The sequence below is a fragment of the Methanophagales archaeon genome (assembly GCA_021159465.1).
Lineage (GTDB): Archaea > Halobacteriota > Syntropharchaeia > Alkanophagales > Methanospirareceae > G60ANME1.
In genome coordinates, this window is record JAGGRR010000081.1 from 1 (window position 1) to 19,611 (window position 19,611).

Consider the following 19,611-nt stretch of genomic DNA (forward strand, 5'->3'; position numbering starts at 1 on the left):
TTCGGATAAGAGATTGTGATTCCAACTTTGTGCCATTGATACTTTTTAAGCTATAAAAGTGACTATTTTACACGGTGATCAAATCCTGAAAATGTTAACCGATACACGCCTTTACGTTGGGCAAAATTCTTCACCGAGCAAGCAGAACGATTGTTAACAGAAGTACTCGAGTGTGTGGGGCTGAAACTCGAACCGATATGCTCACTTTATACAACATTTACCTCGGCCATGGATGCGAGCCAAATGTCAAATGAGAGAGGTTGGTGGATAGATGGGTTACTTAACCAAACATGCATGAAACAGCACTAATGTCGGAAGAAGACGGTAATTGTAAGTAATCTAATAGCTAATATCTATAATAGGTAACAGGTAATAAGGAATGAAGAAAGAAGAACATGATGTCGTTGTGGTGGGTGCAGGACCTGCGGGCAGCATGACCGCGTTAGTTGCTGCGGACAAAGGGTTGGATGTGCTTCTGATAGATCGCAATCCCGAGATAGGCGTACCAGTGAGATGCGCGGAAGGCGTAAGCCGTGAGATTGAGAAGTTCATCGAGATTGACCCCAGATGGGTTTGCACTGAGATAAAGGGGTTTATCACCTATGGACCTGAAGGCACGAAAATGGTTGTATCTGCAAGTAATAGTGATAATGTAGCAGGATATGTGCTTGACCGTCGAACTTTTGACAAGTCATTGGCACAGGAAGCAGCCCGGGCTGGTGCAGAGGTGAGAGTTAAGAATCGTGCTTATGGCGTTTTAAAATCCAATGGAAGAGTGAACGGAGTGTATGTGAACGCAGCAGGCGAAGAAGTACGCATCTCTGCGGATGTGGTTGTGGCTGCTGATGGTGTGGAATCACGTGTGGGCAGATGGGCGGGTATTGATACCAGGCTGCGATTAGAAGATGTTGCTACCTGTGCACAGTATCTTATGTGCGATATAGAAGCAAATAGCGATTACTGCGAGCAGTATTTCGGGTGGGAGACTGCTCCCGGGGGTTATGCATGGGTATTCCCGAAAGGAGAGCACCGTGCTAATGTTGGAATCGGGATAGGTGGTAATATCTCAGACGAGCATCATCGCGCAATTGATTTCCTGAATGCGTTCGTGCATGATAAGTTCCCGAACGGGCAGATAATAGCACGCATATTTGGTGCGGTACCACTCAGCGGACCTGTATACAGGACAGTAACAAATGGCTTGCTCATGGTCGGTGATGCAGCCAGGCATGTCAATCCCTTCTCAGGTGGCGGTATTCTGGAAGCTATACAGGGCGGGCTAATAGCGGGTGATGTAATAGCGAAAGCAGTACGAGAAAAGGACTGTACAGCACGAAGATTGCGTGAATATGAGAGGAGATGGTGGAAGGAGTTTGGAAGAGTACTGTATGCCGGCTTGAGAGCGAAGAATTATATGCTCAAGCTCAGTCCTCAGAACTTCAACAGGTTCTTCCGGTCCTTAACCGGTGAGATAAAATTAAAGGAGTACACAGAGCGGGCATTGATGAAGGAGATAGCGAAGAAGAACCCGAAGATGCTATTATCACTGCTAAAAATGCTCTTCTGAGTGCTATAAGCTATAATAAGCCAGATAATTCATTGAGTATCTCTACTGCTATCATCGTCTTCGCTCCCTTCACATGCTTCATCTCATTCTTATCCCTTCTTAATATGTAGACCTCGTTCTCAGCCGTTCCCATACCGCCGTTCGCAAGGTCGTTTGCAACCACCATTGCGAGATTATACCTCTTCATCTTCGCCCTCGCCTTCTCTATCAGTTCCTCCTCGCTAACTTTCACCTCGGCTTTGAAGCCCACAATAACAAGCTCAGGGAATTCCTGTCTCACTTCTTCTATCAGTTTCGCCGTAGGCACGAGCACGAGGTGGTGTTCAGCACCAGAAGGGAGCTTTCCCTCTTGCAACTCGGCTGTGAAGTCCGAGATAGCCGCAGCGGAGATGAGAACATCATATTCCTTTTCTTTACCGCCCACAGCCTTAACCTTAGCTTTCCGGAGCTCATTAATGCATGCATCTATCATCTCCTCCGCTGTCTCCACTCGTATCTCTCTTATTATTCTCAGATTCAGTTCCTTGCTGTGCACAAGCGTGACATCCGCACCCTGCCTGTATGCTTCCCTGGCGAGTTCAATCCCCGTTCGTCCTGAACTGCGGTTCGTCAATACTCTAATAGAATCTATTGGCTCGATTGTTGGTCCTCCTGTGATCAGGATGCGTTTGCCTGCGAGTTTACCCGCAGATAGCATACGCTCGACCACAAGGATAATCTCCTCAGTGGATGCGATTTTCGCCAGTCCTTCTTCTATCTTCGGCTCTATGACTGTCACACCCAGTTGTTTCAGCTTCTTGATATTCTCTACCAGGACTGGACTCCGGTAGATCGTCTCATGCATTGCAGGAACCACGATAATAGGGATTTCTGAGCCGAATGCGGTGGTTGCAAATGCGGTTACTGTTGTATCAGAAACGCCAGTCGCAATCTTGTTTAGCGTATTTGCTGTACATGGCGCAATAACATACAGGTCGGCAGAACCCTGCATACCTAAAAACTCCACATGCTCTATCTTACCCATCAATCTCGTTATTACTTCATGCCCCGTAGCGTAATGAAGCGTATAGGGATGGATAATCTCAGTGGCGGCTTCACTCATTACGCCATATACATCAGCTCCGTGCCTTATCAATTCTCGTGCGAGTTCAACGGTCCTCACAGCAGCGATGGAGCCCGTAACACCAAGTACTATCTTCTTACCCAGTAGCGAATGGCTCTTCTCACCCTTGATGTGCAGTGTCGGATGTGGTCCTCGGTCTGCCATTAGCCTTATGTTATATGGATATTGGATATGAAAATGGACCGGTCGGGATTTGAACCCGAGGCCTCTCGCACGCCAAGCGAGTGATCTTCCAGCTGATCTACCGGCCCTCTCATTCTATGCTAATTATGCTAATCTTCACAGTTTTAAAAAAACTTTTCGATTCTCAAGCCTCGCCTCAAAAGGATGTCATGGGCACTTGAAGAGGATGTTCTGCCTTTCTGCCTTTTAGTCTCGATTTTTGTTTAACAATGACAAAATATTTCAATTGCCTCTTTTTGAGCAAATAGAGGTCACACTACACGAAGAAACAAAAAATCTTTATGAACTATTGGAAAAAGGAGGAGAAATAGAAAGATTTGCTTTTTATTTTTTATGATTGTCCGGATTTCGTCTATTTTGAACCTGAGAAAGATGTAGCTCTCGAAGTAGATATTCCGTGATCCGTGACTTCTTCGCAGGGCTTAATACTTTCCTACAAAATTGAGACACGACCAAATAAAAGGAAAGTGATTAAAATTTATTATCACAGAAGCCTCTTTTCCTTAAAAAATATTGAGAGTCCATGAGACGTGTAATCTGGTGGCTGATTGTTGGCACTAAAGGCGGTGTGAATCGTGCACGTATAATCAGGGCATTAAAGGAGAGACCATACAACGCCAATCAGTTAACAGAGTTATTTGGATTGGATTATAAAACAGTAAGGCATCATCTCAAGGTTCTTCAGGATAACAAGGTAATTACGTCTGCAGGTGATAGATATGGCACTGTGTATTTCCTATCATCGGACATGGAAAAAGAGTATGAAGTCTTCGAGGAATATTTGGATAAAATGTGGAATAAATTTAAAAGCGAAAGAGATATGAAGGAAAGTAGAAGGTGATAAAGATGCCACCAGTGGTTATGCAGGACATGTTACTCGTCAATGTCAAGGCGTTGGTAACGTTTGGAAACCTTATACTACTGTTATGTTTGCTCTTCATCTATGCAAAAAGTTATGAGCAGATAAAATCGAAATTCGCATTGGGATTGATTGCCTTTGTTATTCTTCTGATTATGCAAACAGTCACATCGAATCCGATTTTTCATTATACGTGCGGCTGGCGTCGTATGTATGCCCTGGGCTGGTTCTGGATATTACCAGATTTGTTTGAATTTGTAGCGTTGTTGATATTGCTGTATATAAGTAGGAAATAATTTGGGTGAGATTTGGGTGTAATCGGGGCAAAAAGAAAAGCTTATAACGGTTTATTTTGTATTTATAACCAGGATATAGGAGATAAATAAAATTAGGAGGTGAAGCGACAGGATGAAAATAAAATTGATTGCTGTAATATTGATCGTTGCACTGGTAACGACTTCTATCGGAATTGCTGCTGCTCGATACGGTCAGGGAACCCATGTACGATACGTGGATGCCGACAACGATGGTGTATGTGATAATCGCGGTATCGGCGGACCTGGACCTATATGCGGTGGTTGTGGCAGGTATTTTGTTGATGCAGATGGTGATGGTGTATGCGACAACATCGGTATAAACGGCCGGGACGATGATGGAGACGGCATACCAAATGGGCAAGACGACGATCATGTGCCGCTGCGAGATGGTAGTGGCAAGCAACGCGGTAAGAGATATGGGTGTGCAACCGTTGGGCTCAGGTAAAATTTAAACAGGATATGTGCGTGGGCGGGCACCACGCACTTTTTTATTTAATCATCACGGTTGACTTGTTTTCTGAACTTTTTATCCTCTTATCGGTGCCAATCTAAACATTCCAAAAAACTAAAAGCGAACAGATACACTCGATGTAATACATCTCATTCCACGTTCTGACATGTTTAGTACCCGCATTCTTCTTCGCTCACTTCACAACCTCTTCAGCTTTTTTACTTCTTATTTGAAGTTGAAGCGGGCTTAATATCATGAGGCGCGGCTACAATCAATGGTACCTTCCCCACTCCTCTGCTACCCCTGTTCCTTAGATGCGCCTGGTGGTCGCCACAGATGAGTAATAGCCCTTCTCTTGCTGCTACTGCATCTGCTATCTCATTGACATTCCGCTCCGTAACAGTGGCTGCGAGGTGCAAATCCCAGCTCCGATGTGCAAATCGGTCAATTGTGCGAACATGTGAGAATACCATCTGTACAGACTGCCCGTTCCTCAATATAGATATCGTGTGCTCTTTTACCATCTTATCGTACTCTATTATATCCATACCCTCACGGTCTTTAACACCATATACATAACTGAGCTTTCCGATGAGTGGTTTTGCACCCTCCCTCTCTATTACTGCCCCCGTTTGCTTTCCCTCTTCTTCCATAAGCTCCAGAATTGATTTTATCTTCGACTTACCAACATCGTCAGATGTGAAGATGCCGTGCGATTCAGGCTCCAGACCTGTGAGAATAGAAGCAATTGCCGGCGTTGTATGGTTACTTACAGTATCACACTCGAATAGAAGCCCGCCCTGTTCTACAAGTTCGTGTACGGTTCTCAATTCATTACCAAGCTCGTAATAAAGCTCGAGATCCAGGCTGTCTATCACCACCAGTGCAACTGTATGTGGAACAGGATAATGGGAATATGCGAATTTGAGTATCTGCTCGATCGGATGGGCGGGCGATACAAGATGGATGTTGAAGTACGAGGCTATTGTAGGTGCTATCTGTAATAAGGAGGTCATAACATAATCTGTTTCGTGAGCCTCCGGTGTGTGAATTGCCTTGCACCCCTCCCTATATAAGGTGCTACCACATGCCCGTTGCCAAGTAGCAGATATTTGTAGATGACCAGCCCTTCCAGCCCAACGGGACCGCGAGCATGTACTTTATTCGTGCTTATTCCCACTTCAGCTCCCTTGCCATATCTGAATCCGTCACTGAAGCGTGTAGATGCATTATGCATCACAGAGGAGGAATCAACAAATTTGAGAAACTTACGTGCTGTATCATCATTTGAGGTCACTATTGCATCTGTATGCCCCGAGCCATATCGGTTTATGTGCTCAATTGCTTCATCAACACCGTTAACCACCCTGATTGAGATGATCAGATCGTTATATTCAGTACGCCAATCCGCATCAGATGCAGGCTTTATCCCTTTTTCTCCCATATCCATATCGCCAAGGATCCGCTGCGTCTCTGGACAACCCCTTATCTCCACGCCCGCTTCATCATACCGCGATGCCATCGGCGGGAGGAATTCATGTGCAATTGCTGAGTCAACAAGCAGTGTCTCCATCGCGTTACACACCGCTGGATATTGAACTTTGGCATCATAGCATATCTTCAATGCCATATCCAGGTCTGCATCGCGGTCCACATAAACATGGCATATACCCTCTGAATGACCGAGTACCATGATGCTGGTATTATCCTGTATATATCTCACAAATTGCTCACTCCCGCGGGGTACCACGAGATCTATATACTCATTCAGCTTCAACATCTCACGTACATCCTCGCGCGTCTCCAGCAGTTGAATCCATCCACCGGGTATCCCACCCCCTGCCGTTGCTGTTGCATCTGCAACCACACGAAACAGCGTGGCATTTGAATTGCGCGCTTCAGATCCCCCTTTCAGTAATACCGCGTTACCGGTTTTTAAGCACAGGGACGAGATTTGAACCAGAACATCCGGTCTCGACTCGAATACCGCACCAATTACGCCGATAGGACATGACACCTGGAAGAGTTCCAGACCATTATCAAGCTCGATCGCCGATAATGTCTTCCCTACCGGGTCCTCCAGTTTCGCTACATCCCTTACACTCTTTATCATCTCCTCTATCTTTGCATCGTCCAGCTTTAAACGTTCGAGTAGCGGTTTTGAGAGCTTTCCTTCCTCCACCGCCACTTCTGCTTCTTTTATGTCCTGTGCATTCGCAGCAAGTATTCGCTCTCTATTAGCAGAGATAGAATCAGCAATTCTAAGCAGTGCTTTATTCTTCTCTTCCGTGGCTACATTTGCCAATTTAAATGAGGCGTTTCTTGCCCGTTTCGCCTTCTCTTCTATCTTACCTCCTTCTGAAGCTTCCATCTTCAACCCCCTACAGCTTTTTATACTTTCTCCCCTTATAAAATAAGAGATGACAACGGTGTATGATGTACCACCGGATGAGCTGGTGAAGAGAGTAGCGGAGAAGTTGAAGAAGAACAAGCTCATTCATATTCCAAAGTGGGCTATGGAGGTTAAAACAGGTGCCCATAAAGAATTACCACCCCAGGATCGAGAATGGTGGTATGTGAGGTGTGCATCTGTGCTGCGGCAGATATACATAAATGGACCGGTGGGGGTATCGAGGTTGCGTACGTATTACGGCGGTAGAGTGAGGCGAGGAACGAAGAAGGAGCGGTTCAGAGAAGCTTCCGGGAAAATAATAAGGGTGATATTATCGCAATTGGAGCAGGCGGGCTATGTCCGAAAGCCTGAGAAGGGTAAAAAAGGGCGGATGATATCGCCGCGAGGGCGTTCATTCCTCGATGAGATCGCACATGAGATAAAGATTGAAAGAGGTAAGGGAGATGGCGAGTGAAGAAGAACTGGAGGAGATAAGAAGGAGGAAGTATGAACAGATGTTGCAGGCACAGGCAGGAGCAGCGGCAGAGGAAGAGAGGAAGCAGGAGTTAGAGGAAGCGAAGAGGAATATCATCAGGCAAATTCTCACTTCGGAAGCACGCGAGCGGTTGAACACAATAAAGATGGCAAAGCCGGAATTTGCTGAGCTCCTGGAGAATCAGCTGATTGCGCTGGCTCAGAGCGGGCGGATAAAAAACATGATAACCGATAGCCAATTGAAGGAGATTCTACGGCAGATAATGCCAAAGAAGCGTGAGATAAGAATAAGAAGAATATGAATGAAATGGATAGAATTCCACGACAGGGAGCGTGTGGAGTCCGAATCCGAACTGCACAGACCTGCGAAGCTTTTCCTGGCGAAGAAGAACATATTGTTCTTGGACCCGATAGACGGTGGGGTGAGACTCCAGTCGAGGTTGGATTTGCTCGCTATTCGTGAGCTGGTGAAGGTGTATTTGTGAGCGTATTATTTATATATACTCTGAAATACATCTTTAAACGAATTTCACAATGGCGATGGATACTGATGCTAATACAGATACTATAACATCAGCGGAGATGGCTGCTCTGGATGCGAACTGTGAATTCTTCGGGCTCACTCCATTGCAGCTCATGGAGAACGCAGGTGCGAGTATTGCGAGCGAATTGAAGAAGCGATTCGCTGAGGATACAGAGGTGGTGATAATAGCAGGTAAGGGCAATAATGGCGGCGATGCTTTTGTTGCTGCACGGCATCTTCGCAACGCCAATGTGAGGGTGATACTCGTGGGGCGTTCAAAGGACCTGAGAACAGAAGCGAGCAGTAGGAACTGGCGAATTTTAAGCGAATGTGGCTACCTTCTGGATGAGATAACCGATTCTTCAACTCTGAAAATGCTGAAAGAAACGCTTAACCCTGATGTAATAATAGATGCACTGCTCGGTACGGGAGTGAGAGGTAAGATAAGGGAGCCTGAATCAACTGCTATTGAGCTCATAAATGAATCAGGAGCTTTTGTACTCGCAGTTGACGTGCCTTCTGGTTTGAATCCCGATACTGGGGAATACGATAAGGCTGTTCGTGCTGACCTCACCGTGACATTCCATCGTGCCAAGCCTGGCTTGTTGAAGAAAGAAAGCAAGAGTTATGTCGGCGAACTTGTGGTTGCTGATATAGGGATACCGCCCGGGATGGAACGACTTGCAGGACCCGGAGATGTGAGACTGGTATTGCGGCGAAGAGAAAAAAGCAGTCATAAGGGCGATAATGGTCGGGTATTGATAGTAGGGGGTGGTCCCTTCGCTGGTGCACCCGCTTTGAGTGCTCTCGCATCACTCCGCACCGGCGCCGACTGGGTAACGGTAGCAGCACCCAGGAATGTAGCATCAATCATCGCTTCTATATCGCCCAACCTCATTGTCCAGCCTCTATCCGGTTCTATACTGACTGAAGATGACGTATCACTGGTATCAAGCTTGATGCAGATGCATGATGTGCTGGTCATAGGCATGGGTCTGGGTGCAGCGGAAGAGACGAAGCGAGCAGTAAAGTTAATAATAGAAGACGAAGCAATGAAGAAGGTGGTGGTGGATGCCGATGGACTATACGGGTTAGACCTGCCACTGAAGGTGTCAAAATCAAAATTTAAATCAAAACAGGTGATCATAACACCCCATGCTGGTGAGTTCGGCAAGATGAACGCTCAGAAGCCGCCACCGGATGGTGAAGAGCGACTGGGGTTTATACAGGAGTTCTCACTTCGCAACCGTGTTGTCACGCTCTTAAAAGCCGCTCATGATGTTATATCTGACGGTAAGAGAATAAAGGTGAACATCACTGGCAATGCGGGAATGACAGTTGGAGGTACCGGAGACGTCCTGAGTGGCATAATCGGTGCTCTATTTGCAACCTCCGAAGACGCATTTGAAGTGGCAACGGCAGCTGCTTTTATTTCTGGTTCCGCCGGCGATGCGGCATTTCAGGATAAGGGACTGAGCCTGCTTGCAACAGATGTTGTAGAAGCAATACCAGGGATATTAAGAGCGATTGAGATTGAGCTCAAATCCCTGAAACGAGTGTAGCGATACCAACAGCTCCTGCGTATTGTGAATTCTCTGGTACTATCACCTCAGTACCAAGTAGTCGCTCAAACTCCTTCTGCACCCCTTCCACCAGTGATACGCCACCGACGAAGATGACGGGTGGCCGCATCTCCATCTCCTGTATTTGTGTTTCATAGACCTGTTCTGCGACCGACCGGCATGCAGCAGCGGCTACATCCTCCTTCTTTATCCCTGAAGCGAGAGCTACAACGAGGCTCTGGATACCAAATACCATGCAATAGCTCTGCAATTCATATTTCGCACTTGATTTCAAAGCGAGCTGTCCCAATTCCGAGATATCCACATCCAGGCGATGAGAAGCTACTTCAAGGAACCTGCCCGATGAACCACCGCAGATACCTCCCAGACTGAAACTGTTGGCTATTCCATCACGCATGAGGATCAACTTGTTGTTCATACCCCCTATATCAATCACCGATGCTTCACCCTTATGCCGGTTTGTGAGCAGTGCAGCGCCTTTAGCAACCACACTCACCTCTTCTAAATTCAAGTCTGCCTTCACATGTTCCCCCACCAACTCACGTCCGTGCCCTGTTACACCAATAGCTTCTATATCACTCTCCTTCAGCGTAGCATCTTTTAATGCCACCTCTATCGCGGAATCCGCGCTCTTCACAGGGTCCGTTGTCGGTAGCCACGCTTCTCCCACTATTATATTATCCTTCATTACCACCACCTTTGTAGTGGAAGAGCCGGAATCTATGCCCATTGTTATCCCTTCCTGCCTCGCCCGCATCAGTAATGCCTTCCTCGCTATCAACGTCTTCAATGCTTCCAGCCGTGAGTATATCTCTATCTCCTTCGGTTTCTCTACATTTGAATACGCTATGACTGGTATATCAGTCCTTTCATGTAGGAATCGCCTGATTGTATCCTTTACGATGGTGCCCTCAGAGCATCTGAAGCAGGTGAGAAGGAGCGCACCCTTTATTGAGGGGTCTTCCAGCATTGAGACCGCTCTTGCCATCATCAAGTTCAAACTCGGACTCTCTGCCTTCAAACCTATCTCTTTACATGCCGCTTCCACCCGCGATAGCTCCATCTCGGGGTATACCAGTTCTATACCCACCTGTTCCGCTATTTCACTCAGCAGCCATTGAATCCCACTATATTCCGTGCCACAGGATATCTGTGCTACACGCGTTGCCATGCTTCAACTTCACCTCCGCTACTTACCTTCACCTTTCGGTAGCCCCTTCAAAAACGCCATTATCTGCTTCACCATCTCGTCCATTCGCTCTCCACCCTCAAACTTCACTTCCAGCGTCGGTATCTTTCGCTTCCGTATCAGGAACTTGAAGAATTCATCGGAGACGGCGCAACCCATACACCCATAGGTTGGTGGTGCATCAGTGAGGATTATAGAAGCTTCTGCTTGCTCTAATAGTGGCGCTAACAGTCCTATCCTTCCCTTCACACCTGCAGGTTCTTCCACCGAGACATACCGCAAAGCCCTCTTCAGGTCGTCCTCTGTTACATTCAAAGGTGGTGCATCAATCTCCGCATCTCGCACATGCTTACCTATCTCCCGCATCAGTACTACCGGTTCATGCCCCCCTCTTTCCACCAAATCCGCTAATATCAAACTATTCGGCGGGTATACTAATACTTTCATTTGTATCTCCCATCTTTACTTTATATCTTAAACCTTCATGAAGATATTTCTTAATGATTTATTGCTGAGCTAACATGGAAGAGAGTTCGTTCTTCCCTTTCCCTTCTGTGCGAGAAGGGCAGAGAGAGTTTATGGCAGATGTGAAGCATGCAGTAGAAGCTGGTGGGATCCTCGTTGCTCACGCACCTACCGGAATAGGTAAAACCGTAGCAGCTCTCGTTCCCGCTCTTCTGTATGCCATCGAGAATGAAAAGACAATCTTCTTCCTCACATCCAAACGAAGTCAGCATAAAATAGCTATTGATACTCTAAGGCTGATAAAGGAGCGCAACGATCTGAATCTCACCGCTGTTGATATCACGTCCAAGCAATCCATGTGTCCGAGGGCGGTATCCGTCTATCGTGAGTTCTATTCCCTCTTCAATGAGTTCTGCAGGAATGAGCAGAAGAATAAAAGATGCTGGTATTACATGAACCATGATGAAGAAGCCTTAGCCCGGATAAGAGGCGAGATAATGCATGTGGAAGAGCTGTGTGAATGGTGCAAAACGAGGCAGATATGCCCCTATAAGGCGGCGCTGGAGGTGGGTAAAAGTGCAGATGTCATCGTTTGTGACTATAATTATCTCTTCTCCCGGGATATCGCATCGAAGGTGCTGGAGAAGATAGAGAAGAATCTTGATGAGCTTATTGTTATCGTTGACGAGGCTCATAATCTCCCGGATCGCATAAGAAATAATCTAAGCAGTGAACTACGCCTGAAAACCATCTCAGAAACAGCCAGGAGCATCAGGAATATAGACAGAGAGATGTATAACAATCTCTTACAGATGGAGATGATACTCAGCAAACTGGTGACGAATGCAGCAAAGGCAAAGATAGCGGAGATAACTGTGGACAGGAATTTCCTGGTGGGCGAACTGGAGAAGATGCTTAGGCGGCGAATCGAAGTAATGAGCTATAAAGAGTTCATAAATGCAATCAGGAGCAGAGCAGAGAGTATCCATGGGTCCAGGTCCGCAGATGGTGAGCCCAGAAAGGAACGCGATATATTGCAGAGTAATCTGATTTCCATTTCTGACTTTCTCGATGCATGGACCACAGAAGAGAAATGCCTCCGTATTCTCTCCATCAATGATAATCCCACACTCTTTCTCAAACTTCTTGACCCCTCTGTTCTGAGCGAACCGGTATTCCGGAGGGCACATGCCTCCATAATGATGAGTGGCACGCTATACCCGGTGGAGATGTATGCCGATGTACTGGGTGCTACACGGGTCAATGGACGTGAGATAGCTTTACGTGAGTACAAATCTCCATTTCCACGTGAAAATCGGCTGATCGCTGTCACCAAAGGGCTCACAACCAGGTATACAAAGAGGGGTGAAGCGATGTACAGGCGAATAGGAGAGAAGATAGAGGGAGTGGCAGAGAATGTAAGAGGTGGCATAGCTGTCTTCTTCCCTTCTTATGCGCTTCTAAAGGCTATTTTAGTCTATTTATCGCCACATATCAGGAAGAGAGTGATGGTAGAGAGGCGAGAGATGGGGAAGATGGAACGGAACAGGCTATACGAGCGGTTAAGAGATGATGAAGCAGGGATTTTATTCGCCGTCCAGGGTGGCTCGTTCTCTGAAGGTATGGATTACGAATCCAATACGCTGAAGGCAATCATCATTGTTGGACTTCCACTGAGCCCGCCTACACTGGAAGTGAAAGCTACGCAGGGCTATTATGCAGGCAAATACGGCGCTGAGAAGGGGCGACTATATGGCTACCTCTACCCCGCGATTACAAAGGTACTGCAAGCCGCAGGTAGGGGAATAAGAAGCGAACATGACCGCTGCATCATCATTCTGATGGATTACCGGTTTGCTCAGTTCCCATATAAGAGATGCCTGCCGCCCGACTTCGATATGATATTCACAGATAAAGTGGAGGATTTATGCAGGAGCTTCTTCAACATTGGTTCCGAAACTAATTCCAGCTTTATGATACCATAATTTTGGCAGCAGGAAAAAGAAAAGCGAAAAACTTTTGAGTGACTTGATCGAATTTTGATTTTATGGCTAAAGAGGTGCTCCACGAGAAGGGGGCTGATGGTGCATACCTCAGATTAAGAATAATCTTGTTTTTGGATTTAACAGGAATTATAGAGGCAACGGGTTATACGAACTATTTTGTGTATGGAATATATGGAGCAATAATATCATTCTATTTTGGGCTCAGAACTGTTGAGAAGAAGAAAATAGAATCGCTGATAAAAAAAAGGAGATGCCATAGAGATTTTGAAGACAAGATATGCCCTTGGCGAGCTGTCAGAAACCGAATTCGAGAGTATAAAAAAGCAATTGTAAAAAACAAGATATAAATACTCAAAACACAAAAAGATAATCTCTAAACAGAGACCCAATAATAAAGTTTTTTTTCAAAAGGTCACACATCCTCATCATGTGTGGATTTCCGCCCCTCATAACTTATTCCCGCAGTATTACACCAACGAGATAAAATGCTTCTCTTCACAGAAATAGCCTTAAGCCTTAGCAACTCTGCTTCAAAGCTTCTTTTCATTAATGTATTATGTATTAAGATTAAAACTTAAGATACACGCAATTTATAGCCTCCCTCTACCTTGACCACGATGCCTGAATACCTGAGCCAGTTTAAGAACTTCTTCGCGTATGTTCTCTTCGTTATCTCCGACCATTGCCTGTTATATCCCTCTTCTAAGAGATCACCAAGCGTTATCAGCGTTATTTTATCGTCAGCATGTAGTTGCTGCTGTAGCCTGTCTATAAGTTTTTTATAACCAGAACCAAGCAGATGTTCGGTGAATTTCTTCTTCCTGAGCCCATCACTGCTGCGCGTTATCTCCCGCCCATCCTCTGTCAATTCGTAAAAACCTCTCCGTGGGTGCCTGACAAACCCCATTGCACGACAACATGAGAGTTCCTGACTCAACCGTCTCTCCTCTGTTCCCAGTTCAGCCGCAAGTTTATGAATTTCACTACCCTCGGGGAATAGAGCATCCATTATCTTCAGCATCTTCTCCACACTGAGATAAGGAACGGGGCTGTCCATCCCCTCCTTCTCTTCCTCAAGTCTTAAAATCCCCCTTCTATAATGCCCAAAGCCTGTGAAATCAAGTATGCTTGCAATTGCAGCGCCATAGGTCTTTAAGGTCAGCGGGTTTGTCCAATTCTTACCATACCGCTTTACCATCTCGTCACCAATCTCAAAGATCGTCAGTTCCCCTTTCTGAATCAGTTCCTGCTTCACCACTACAAAATACTCGATCTTGTTCGTCTGCTCTTCCAGTATCTTCTTCGCCGCCTCTTCATCCGTCCTTATTAGGACAGAATAGTCTGCACCCGGGCGTGTAAACAAGAATCTCCGCCGCCCAACAATAAAATCGAGCGATTTCATTGTTGCTATAAGATTATTAACCGTGGTCATGCTCACTCCAATAGCCCTCGCTATATCCCTGGTTGAGAACTCATTCACTACCGAGATGTATTGCAGCGGTATCTGCTTCAATATCTCGTTCATCTTACCGATGCGCAGATAGGGGATATATCCTGTATTCGCTCCCATCATGGTATCACTCCTATATCATTCTATCCCATTCCATTCATCCATTTTTGCTCTTTGAGCCCAATTCCGCTCGCTCATTTGCCAGTACATCTATTATCTCTTCATATACTGTTCTCAATTCCACATTCTTTACTCGCCCCAATAGCTTCTTTATCACCAGTTCCGGCATGCTCGAACCGATGTGATTGAACATCGGCTGCCGATCCACAATAATGTTCCCTGAGGCATCCAGACCTTCTGATTCTATACCATCCACCCGAATCTTCGCCATACTTATATGTGGCAATATCTCATGGATCAAATGCGTTATCACCACCCCGAGAGTACCTTCAGGCAGGTTATTCAGGATTGAAGCCATTATACGTCCCATTGCTCCTGGTTCGGTCAGCGCTTCCAGTTCATCTATCAATACCACTTTCCCGCCCTTTCGCATGAATATCCTGCCCAATGCCCTCATCGAATATTCAAAAGACCCTGTCTTCTTTATCATCTTTCTCCTGTACAGGTAAAGAGGCAGCAGTGGTATCTCCGCCCTCTCGGCAGGCACTGGCAGACCCAGCTCGGTGAGTATAACAGAGGTTGCAAGCATATTAAGCAAACAGGTCTTACCGCCGCTATTGGCACCTGTGAGGATAGCTACAGGATGCGGCGTAGCACCGAAGATGCCCAATTTCACCTCCCCTATCGAGTAGGATACCGGAATTACCTTCTCTCCGCCTTTTAACTCTTCAGCCTTCAGGAATATATTCTTTCCCATCTCCAACCCCAGACCCCCATCTATAAGCTCCGGGGGATTCAACTCGAAGTCACGAGCGAACAGCGCCGTAGCGAGCATGAAATCGAGGTAGAATAGTTTTTTGATACCTTCTCTCACCACCTCTCTGTGCTGCTCCAGCTGCTTCGCCAATTCACACAACCGGTAGTAGCTCCTCTCTCCTCTCTCCCTGTTATACTTCAGGCGCAGGCTCCCTATCTTATCCCTCCTGAATTCAAATGGTAGCTCACCAGCCTCCAGATCCAGAACACTCTCCCGGAGTGTGATACTGTCCTCACCCTTGAGCATCAGCTCATCTGCCATCTGCAACAGGATATCATCCAGATAAGCTCTGAATTCAGCTGCTCCACCACCCGTTTTCATTATCCGCACGGCTTCCCTGTTTATCTGCTCCTCATATCTCAGGATCTTCTCGTCGAAGCTCTCAGCCCCGTTATCCTTATCCCTATCCTTATCTTTAACCTCTGCCTCACTAACACTGATAAGCGATAATACAGCTTTTAACTCGGTAATTGGGACATCTTTGAATAATTCTGAGTTTTTGATAGCCTCAAAATGTTCAAGAATTTCTATCAGTACCTCTATCGCACTCTTCTTCGCTACATAGCTCCTGACCACGAACTCCGGACATATCTCGCAGGGCTCTGATAAATCATCAATCCGTTTCGTTATGATACCCGGTTCATCGTATTCGTGCTCACGCCCACCGATCAGTAAAATGCTATTCTCTCTATTCACGAGCTCTTCCGCTTTCTCCACTGAATCCAGAAATTCCACAGTTACAAAATCGCCATAGTTTGCTTTTATCAACTGCTCTATCTCTCTATCCTGAACGGCAACGACGGGAGCTTTGAAGATGCCAATACCCCTTATCTCCACTTTTGATAGCATTTCCCGCACCCTCTTTACATTCTCAGCACCCAGTAATTGCACCAATTCTATACCTGCTCGTATATCTGTGAACCGCCTTTGCAGTTCTTCTCTGTTTTGTGTGGGTATGAGTGTGAGAATCATCTCCTTACCGATTCGAGTTACTGCATAGAGCGATAGCATCTCCAGAATCTCACGTCTCAATTCTCTCGTCTCCTTTGTGCAGAACAGATCCCTGATCCTGCATCCCGCTGCTCTTTCCTTATGCTTTATCACCAACCTCTCTGCTTCTCTCTTCTGTATTCTCAGCAATGAAGCTAAGGAATAGAAGTCGGGGAGATCGAGCGAATCATTCAGATACTGCTCTAAGAACGGAGGTGACGAATAAGAATAATAGGAGGAAGTGGTCATTGCTCCTTCTTTATATATCTTAACACGATATTCCTGCTGTATAAATTCAATTTCATATCATCCATGGGTACTTTTAGCCTCTCTGAACCTCTCTGCTGAATCAATATAAGACCCTTGAGGATGCCTGTTTCACTATCAAATACGATGTCACTCACGCTGCCTATATAATCACCCTCTTCTGATATCACCTTCCTGTTCAACATGGCTTTGCTGAATATCCGCAATGCCTTCTCCTCGTTCCTGGATATCAAATCGCGAATAAAACGCTCTTTTCTCTTTATTGTCTTAATATCCAGCTCCAGCAACTCCCCAAGTGCATTTATATTCACCACATCTTCCAGCTCTACTCCCAATCGGTATAGGATTGTATGTATCAGTGCCTGAGCGAACGCGAAAGGATACTGAGCATAGAATTTGCCATGTGCCCTCGTTACATCCCTGTTTTCTTGATGTAGATAATCGTTCAGCATCCATCTCAATTCCTTTTCTATCACCTCTTTTACTCGGTCTCGCTCTATCGAGCCTTTCTTTATTCCCCTATCCTCACATATCTGGATCGCATAAGGAACAAAATGTCTTAAGGACTCCGGATCAACATCCTCCACAATAAAGTTCCATGGAAATAACCTGGATGTCATGTAAGCAATCACTTTCTCCTCATCTCCTCTTGCTCTTGCTTTCCTCATCTCTTACCCTCCTCCTAACAAAGAACACACTTTCATGAAGAAACCTTTAATAGAAGTAACATTAGATACTATTAAAAATACTATGGTATTATTGTATAACCTTTACATATACCTCCCTCTTTCTTGGTCCGTCACACTCAACGAATAAGATACTCTGCCATCGCCCGAGCATTAAATTAGCCTGGTCTATTGGGATACACACAGAGGAACTGAGGATCATAGCCCTGAGATGCGAATGTGCATTGTTATCTATTTTATCATGCATGTAACCCCCACCTTTTGGGATCAGTTCGTTCAGAAGAGCAATGATATCGCTTCTCAAACCCGCTTCATTTTCATTTATTATGAGTCCTGTAGTTGTATGCTTTGTGAATACCACACATATACCGGAGATAGCACCCTCATTCCTGACTATATCTTTTATTTTGTCCGTAATGTCTACAAGCTCGGTGTTTTCCCGCGTTATTATCTCTATCCTTCTCATAATAATAGTTTATATCTACATATATAATATTTTGTTATTCTATAGAGATGGGAGGTAAAGGTAACAATATTGACGTTGTATCGCTGCTATTCATGGTCCTTATCATTGTATCATTTTTTGTCAATCATGTCAATATAGCAGGTGCAGGGAATTGGAGTGAAGAGAAGATGGGAATTAATAGGGTTCTGAATAAGGGGGAGAGCAAAGGGCTTATATCGGGATGTGATTATGAGGAGGTAAAGGAAGCACTTGATAACGCTACTGATTTGGATTCATTTATATCTCCCCTGGACTCCTTCACACTCAGGATCAACCTGGATAAGGTATACCATACAAAAACTTTTGCTATCATCTTTGATCCCGAGATGATCAGATGGGTATTCGGTAACGAACGCGTAAACATATACATCACGCTCGATAACGGTAGCGTATTGAATTTCAATAGTAACATAAGGGGAGATATAGCGGAGCTAAAGACGGGAAAGAATCCAGACCCCACAATAAATGTATATACCAGTGAGCACACATTGCAGAGTATAGTGAACTCTCCTGATTTGTTCGATGCGTTTCGGGCTGCTTTAAGGGCTGGCGACATAAAATATGAAGGTGTAGGGATAGTGAATGAAGGCAAGCTGCTCCTCACAAAGATTATCCATATATAGCTAAATTTGAAATTTCTGATGAGAGAACTTTTGGCTGGATGGGGGGATGTTCGAGCATGGATTACCATTACCATTACCACTATCACCAGTGTTAATCATTGTTGCTATTGGTGCTCTTGCGCTGTTCCTGCTCATATTGCTCATGTATCTCATCACTGACCGATTATTGCTGCACTGGTACCATGCGAGGAAGACAAGCAATACCCAACTGCATGAAATGGTACATAGGCTTGTATGCTTGTATTAAAGACAGGTATTCCTGCGCCGGGTATCTTCATTGTAGGATTCCGCTATGCCAAATGCATTTGTAGCAGGCAGGAGCAAGAGACATGCCTCTGTTGTTCTTACTACTGGATTGACAGACCTGCTTGAAGATGAGGAGATGGAAGCTGTACTGGCATACGAACTCACACATATTAATATTAAGAATAGTTCCATAGGAATTGTGACTTTTTCCTGGATCTTAGCTGGGATGCTCATTGCTCTCGTGTATTTCGCTTTCTGGGGTGCGATATTCACCGGATTTGGGCAGAAAGATGATCCGGCACCACAGCTACTAAAATTCTTCGTTACTGCGCTGGTTACACCAATAGCTGCTACGATTACACAGCTAACTACGCGTCACCATCACCGGGAATACCAGACGGATGAGCAGTGTGTTTTATTGCATGGAAAGCCGGATAAGCTGGCGTGTGCATTGCGCAATATAGAAGAGCATTTTAAATAGCACCATTTTGAAGTTAATCCAGCACATGTGCATCTCTTTATTGTGAATCCTTTACATAATAGCGATCGCACGGTGCTGGACTTTCGACTGCCCTGTTATCACTTCCTGTTTCGTACTCAGCCTCAGCCTGCGACTGAAGAGCGTGTGAGGCATTTGTTGAAGGGGGCAGGAGTAGCAGGTGCCAGAGAAGAAGTGGAGGTTATTAAGACCTTTATCATTATCATTCAGCTTTATCGCTTATCCCCTAATTTTATTTCTAATTATCGCTCTTGA

The 19,611-nt window shown here is 45.5% G+C and carries 22 protein-coding genes, 1 tRNA gene and 1 pseudogene; 14 read left to right on the plus strand and 10 right to left on the minus strand.

Going from position 1 to position 19,611, the window contains the following annotated elements; genetic code table 11:
* Nucleotides 1-78: 78 nt before the first annotated feature.
* A pseudogene (locus J7J01_04310) lies at nucleotides 79-254 on the plus strand (IS4 family transposase).
* Between the two features lie 125 nt (nucleotides 255-379).
* Nucleotides 380-1,567, plus strand: a complete 1,188-nt coding sequence (locus J7J01_04315; GenBank protein ID MCD6210105.1) for an NAD(P)/FAD-dependent oxidoreductase — start codon at nucleotides 380-382, stop codon at nucleotides 1,565-1,567.
* A 10-nt stretch (nucleotides 1,568-1,577) separates the two neighbouring features.
* On the opposite strand, the gene coaBC is transcribed toward J7J01_04315, so the two are convergent.
* Together coaBC and J7J01_04325 are read right to left on the minus strand one after the other, a co-directional pair.
* Nucleotides 1,578-2,834: a bifunctional phosphopantothenoylcysteine decarboxylase/phosphopantothenate--cysteine ligase CoaBC gene (coaBC, locus tag J7J01_04320; protein ID MCD6210106.1), complete on the minus strand. Its 1,257-nt coding sequence runs from the start codon at nucleotides 2,832-2,834 to the stop codon at nucleotides 1,578-1,580.
* Nucleotides 2,835-2,868: 34 nt separating this feature from the next.
* Nucleotides 2,869-2,941, minus strand: a tRNA-Ala gene (locus J7J01_04325).
* Between the two features lie 455 nt (nucleotides 2,942-3,396).
* Between J7J01_04325 and J7J01_04330 the strand changes: the two genes are divergently transcribed.
* The 3 genes from J7J01_04330 (at nucleotide 3,397) to J7J01_04340 (ending at nucleotide 4,494) form a co-directional block, all read left to right on the plus strand.
* Nucleotides 3,397-3,714 (plus strand): winged helix-turn-helix transcriptional regulator, encoded by a 318-nt coding sequence (locus J7J01_04330; GenBank protein ID MCD6210107.1) that lies wholly within the window; start codon nucleotides 3,397-3,399, stop codon nucleotides 3,712-3,714.
* Between the two features lie 5 nt (nucleotides 3,715-3,719).
* Nucleotides 3,720-4,028 (plus strand): hypothetical protein, encoded by a 309-nt coding sequence (locus J7J01_04335; GenBank protein MCD6210108.1) that lies wholly within the window; start codon nucleotides 3,720-3,722, stop codon nucleotides 4,026-4,028.
* A gap of 112 nt (nucleotides 4,029-4,140) precedes the next feature.
* Nucleotides 4,141-4,494 (plus strand): hypothetical protein, encoded by a 354-nt coding sequence (locus J7J01_04340; GenBank protein ID MCD6210109.1) that lies wholly within the window; start codon nucleotides 4,141-4,143, stop codon nucleotides 4,492-4,494.
* Nucleotides 4,495-4,718: 224 nt separating this feature from the next.
* Here J7J01_04340 and J7J01_04345 read toward each other — a convergent pair whose 3' ends face one another.
* Both J7J01_04345 and J7J01_04350 read right to left on the minus strand, forming a co-directional pair.
* Complete coding sequence (locus J7J01_04345; GenBank protein ID MCD6210110.1) at nucleotides 4,719-5,516, minus strand: sulfatase-like hydrolase/transferase; 798 nt, start codon at nucleotides 5,514-5,516, stop codon at nucleotides 4,719-4,721.
* Nucleotides 5,513-6,871 (minus strand): glutamate-5-semialdehyde dehydrogenase, encoded by a 1,359-nt coding sequence (locus J7J01_04350; GenBank protein MCD6210111.1) that lies wholly within the window; start codon nucleotides 6,869-6,871, stop codon nucleotides 5,513-5,515. The genes J7J01_04345 and J7J01_04350 overlap by 4 nt, the downstream gene beginning before the upstream one ends.
* A gap of 49 nt (nucleotides 6,872-6,920) precedes the next feature.
* Here J7J01_04350 and J7J01_04355 point away from each other — a divergent pair, with 49 nt between their 5' ends.
* From J7J01_04355 to J7J01_04370, 4 genes are read left to right on the plus strand one after another with little or no spacing between them, the layout of a single operon-like run.
* Nucleotides 6,921-7,367: a 30S ribosomal protein S19e gene (locus J7J01_04355; GenBank protein ID MCD6210112.1), complete on the plus strand. Its 447-nt coding sequence runs from the start codon at nucleotides 6,921-6,923 to the stop codon at nucleotides 7,365-7,367.
* Nucleotides 7,357-7,689, plus strand: coding sequence for a DNA-binding protein (locus J7J01_04360; GenBank protein ID MCD6210113.1), 333 nt, complete (start codon nucleotides 7,357-7,359; stop codon nucleotides 7,687-7,689). The genes J7J01_04355 and J7J01_04360 overlap by 11 nt, the downstream gene beginning before the upstream one ends.
* Nucleotides 7,690-7,872 carry a hypothetical protein gene (locus J7J01_04365; protein MCD6210114.1) on the plus strand — a complete coding sequence of 61 codons (183 nt, stop codon included), beginning with the start codon at nucleotides 7,690-7,692 and terminating at the stop codon, nucleotides 7,870-7,872.
* Nucleotides 7,873-7,921: 49 nt separating this feature from the next.
* Nucleotides 7,922-9,472, plus strand: coding sequence for an NAD(P)H-hydrate dehydratase (locus J7J01_04370; protein MCD6210115.1), 1,551 nt, complete (start codon nucleotides 7,922-7,924; stop codon nucleotides 9,470-9,472).
* Here the strand turns inward: J7J01_04370 and J7J01_04375 are convergent.
* Together J7J01_04375 and J7J01_04380 are read right to left on the minus strand one after the other, a co-directional pair.
* Complete coding sequence (locus J7J01_04375) at nucleotides 9,450-10,664, minus strand: methanogenesis marker 15 protein (protein ID MCD6210116.1); 1,215 nt, start codon at nucleotides 10,662-10,664, stop codon at nucleotides 9,450-9,452. The two genes, J7J01_04370 and J7J01_04375, sit on opposite strands and share 23 nt — an antisense overlap.
* 18 nt (nucleotides 10,665-10,682) lie before the next feature.
* The gene (locus J7J01_04380) at nucleotides 10,683-11,129 is read right to left on the minus strand and encodes a methanogenesis marker 5 protein (protein MCD6210117.1); all 447 of its coding nucleotides are present in this window, start codon (nucleotides 11,127-11,129) and stop codon (nucleotides 10,683-10,685) included.
* A gap of 74 nt (nucleotides 11,130-11,203) precedes the next feature.
* On the opposite strand from J7J01_04380, the gene J7J01_04385 reads away from it, so the two are divergent.
* Together J7J01_04385 and J7J01_04390 are read left to right on the plus strand one after the other, a co-directional pair.
* Complete coding sequence (locus J7J01_04385) at nucleotides 11,204-13,132, plus strand: ATP-dependent DNA helicase (GenBank protein ID MCD6210118.1); 1,929 nt, start codon at nucleotides 11,204-11,206, stop codon at nucleotides 13,130-13,132.
* A 276-nt stretch (nucleotides 13,133-13,408) separates the two neighbouring features.
* A complete protein-coding gene (locus tag J7J01_04390; protein MCD6210119.1) occupies nucleotides 13,409-13,486 on the plus strand; it encodes an SHOCT domain-containing protein in 78 nt (25 codons plus the stop codon).
* A 241-nt stretch (nucleotides 13,487-13,727) separates the two neighbouring features.
* Here J7J01_04390 and J7J01_04395 read toward each other — a convergent pair whose 3' ends face one another.
* From J7J01_04395 to J7J01_04410, 4 genes are all read right to left on the minus strand, one after another.
* Nucleotides 13,728-14,726 carry an AAA-associated domain-containing protein gene (locus J7J01_04395; GenBank protein ID MCD6210120.1) on the minus strand — a complete coding sequence of 333 codons (999 nt, stop codon included), beginning with the start codon at nucleotides 14,724-14,726 and terminating at the stop codon, nucleotides 13,728-13,730.
* Between the two features lie 34 nt (nucleotides 14,727-14,760).
* Entirely contained in the window at nucleotides 14,761-16,779 is a 2,019-nt protein-coding gene (locus J7J01_04400) for a hypothetical protein (protein MCD6210121.1), read from the minus strand.
* Nucleotides 16,776-17,465, minus strand: coding sequence for a PRC-barrel domain-containing protein (locus J7J01_04405; GenBank protein MCD6210122.1), 690 nt, complete (start codon nucleotides 17,463-17,465; stop codon nucleotides 16,776-16,778). The genes J7J01_04400 and J7J01_04405 overlap by 4 nt, the downstream gene beginning before the upstream one ends.
* Before the next feature lie 88 nt (nucleotides 17,466-17,553).
* Nucleotides 17,554-17,949, minus strand: a complete 396-nt coding sequence (locus J7J01_04410; protein MCD6210123.1) for a YjbQ family protein — start codon at nucleotides 17,947-17,949, stop codon at nucleotides 17,554-17,556.
* Nucleotides 17,950-17,996: 47 nt separating this feature from the next.
* On the opposite strand from J7J01_04410, the gene J7J01_04415 reads away from it, so the two are divergent.
* Genes J7J01_04415 through J7J01_04425 form a run of 3 tightly spaced genes read left to right on the plus strand, consistent with a single transcriptional unit; the run spans nucleotide 17,997 to nucleotide 19,338 of the window.
* Entirely contained in the window at nucleotides 17,997-18,611 is a 615-nt protein-coding gene (locus J7J01_04415; protein MCD6210124.1) for a hypothetical protein, read from the plus strand.
* 46 nt (nucleotides 18,612-18,657) lie between these two features.
* The gene (locus J7J01_04420) at nucleotides 18,658-18,858 is read left to right on the plus strand and encodes a hypothetical protein (protein MCD6210125.1); all 201 of its coding nucleotides are present in this window, start codon (nucleotides 18,658-18,660) and stop codon (nucleotides 18,856-18,858) included.
* Nucleotides 18,859-18,903: 45 nt separating this feature from the next.
* A complete protein-coding gene (locus tag J7J01_04425; protein ID MCD6210126.1) occupies nucleotides 18,904-19,338 on the plus strand; it encodes a M48 family metalloprotease in 435 nt (144 codons plus the stop codon).
* Nucleotides 19,339-19,611: the final 273 nt, after the last annotated feature.

What these genes read in the sequence shown, in the direction of transcription:
- J7J01_04315 (MCD6210105.1), top strand. Translation starts at nt 380, where the DNA reads ATGAAGAAAGAAGAACATGATGTCGTTGTGGTGGGTGCAGGACCTGCG.
- coaBC (MCD6210106.1), bottom strand. Translation starts at nt 2,834, where the DNA reads ATGGCAGACCGAGGACCACATCCGACACTGCACATCAAGGGTGAGAAG.
- J7J01_04330 (MCD6210107.1), top strand. Translation starts at nt 3,397, where the DNA reads ATGAGACGTGTAATCTGGTGGCTGATTGTTGGCACTAAAGGCGGTGTG.
- J7J01_04335 (MCD6210108.1), top strand. Translation starts at nt 3,720, where the DNA reads ATGCCACCAGTGGTTATGCAGGACATGTTACTCGTCAATGTCAAGGCG.
- J7J01_04340 (MCD6210109.1), top strand. Translation starts at nt 4,141, where the DNA reads ATGAAAATAAAATTGATTGCTGTAATATTGATCGTTGCACTGGTAACG.
- J7J01_04345 (MCD6210110.1), bottom strand. Translation starts at nt 5,516, where the DNA reads ATGACCTCCTTATTACAGATAGCACCTACAATAGCCTCGTACTTCAAC.
- J7J01_04350 (MCD6210111.1), bottom strand. Translation starts at nt 6,871, where the DNA reads ATGGAAGCTTCAGAAGGAGGTAAGATAGAAGAGAAGGCGAAACGGGCA.
- J7J01_04355 (MCD6210112.1), top strand. Translation starts at nt 6,921, where the DNA reads ATGACAACGGTGTATGATGTACCACCGGATGAGCTGGTGAAGAGAGTA.
- J7J01_04360 (MCD6210113.1), top strand. Translation starts at nt 7,357, where the DNA reads ATGGCGAGTGAAGAAGAACTGGAGGAGATAAGAAGGAGGAAGTATGAA.
- J7J01_04365 (MCD6210114.1), top strand. Translation starts at nt 7,690, where the DNA reads ATGAAATGGATAGAATTCCACGACAGGGAGCGTGTGGAGTCCGAATCC.
- J7J01_04370 (MCD6210115.1), top strand. Translation starts at nt 7,922, where the DNA reads ATGGCGATGGATACTGATGCTAATACAGATACTATAACATCAGCGGAG.
- J7J01_04375 (MCD6210116.1), bottom strand. Translation starts at nt 10,664, where the DNA reads ATGGCAACGCGTGTAGCACAGATATCCTGTGGCACGGAATATAGTGGG.
- J7J01_04380 (MCD6210117.1), bottom strand. Translation starts at nt 11,129, where the DNA reads ATGAAAGTATTAGTATACCCGCCGAATAGTTTGATATTAGCGGATTTG.
- J7J01_04385 (MCD6210118.1), top strand. Translation starts at nt 11,204, where the DNA reads ATGGAAGAGAGTTCGTTCTTCCCTTTCCCTTCTGTGCGAGAAGGGCAG.
- J7J01_04395 (MCD6210120.1), bottom strand. Translation starts at nt 14,726, where the DNA reads ATGATGGGAGCGAATACAGGATATATCCCCTATCTGCGCATCGGTAAG.
- J7J01_04400 (MCD6210121.1), bottom strand. Translation starts at nt 16,779, where the DNA reads ATGACCACTTCCTCCTATTATTCTTATTCGTCACCTCCGTTCTTAGAG.
- J7J01_04405 (MCD6210122.1), bottom strand. Translation starts at nt 17,465, where the DNA reads ATGAGGAAAGCAAGAGCAAGAGGAGATGAGGAGAAAGTGATTGCTTAC.
- J7J01_04410 (MCD6210123.1), bottom strand. Translation starts at nt 17,949, where the DNA reads ATGAGAAGGATAGAGATAATAACGCGGGAAAACACCGAGCTTGTAGAC.
- J7J01_04415 (MCD6210124.1), top strand. Translation starts at nt 17,997, where the DNA reads ATGGGAGGTAAAGGTAACAATATTGACGTTGTATCGCTGCTATTCATG.
- J7J01_04420 (MCD6210125.1), top strand. Translation starts at nt 18,658, where the DNA reads ATGTTCGAGCATGGATTACCATTACCATTACCACTATCACCAGTGTTA.
- J7J01_04425 (MCD6210126.1), top strand. Translation starts at nt 18,904, where the DNA reads ATGCCAAATGCATTTGTAGCAGGCAGGAGCAAGAGACATGCCTCTGTT.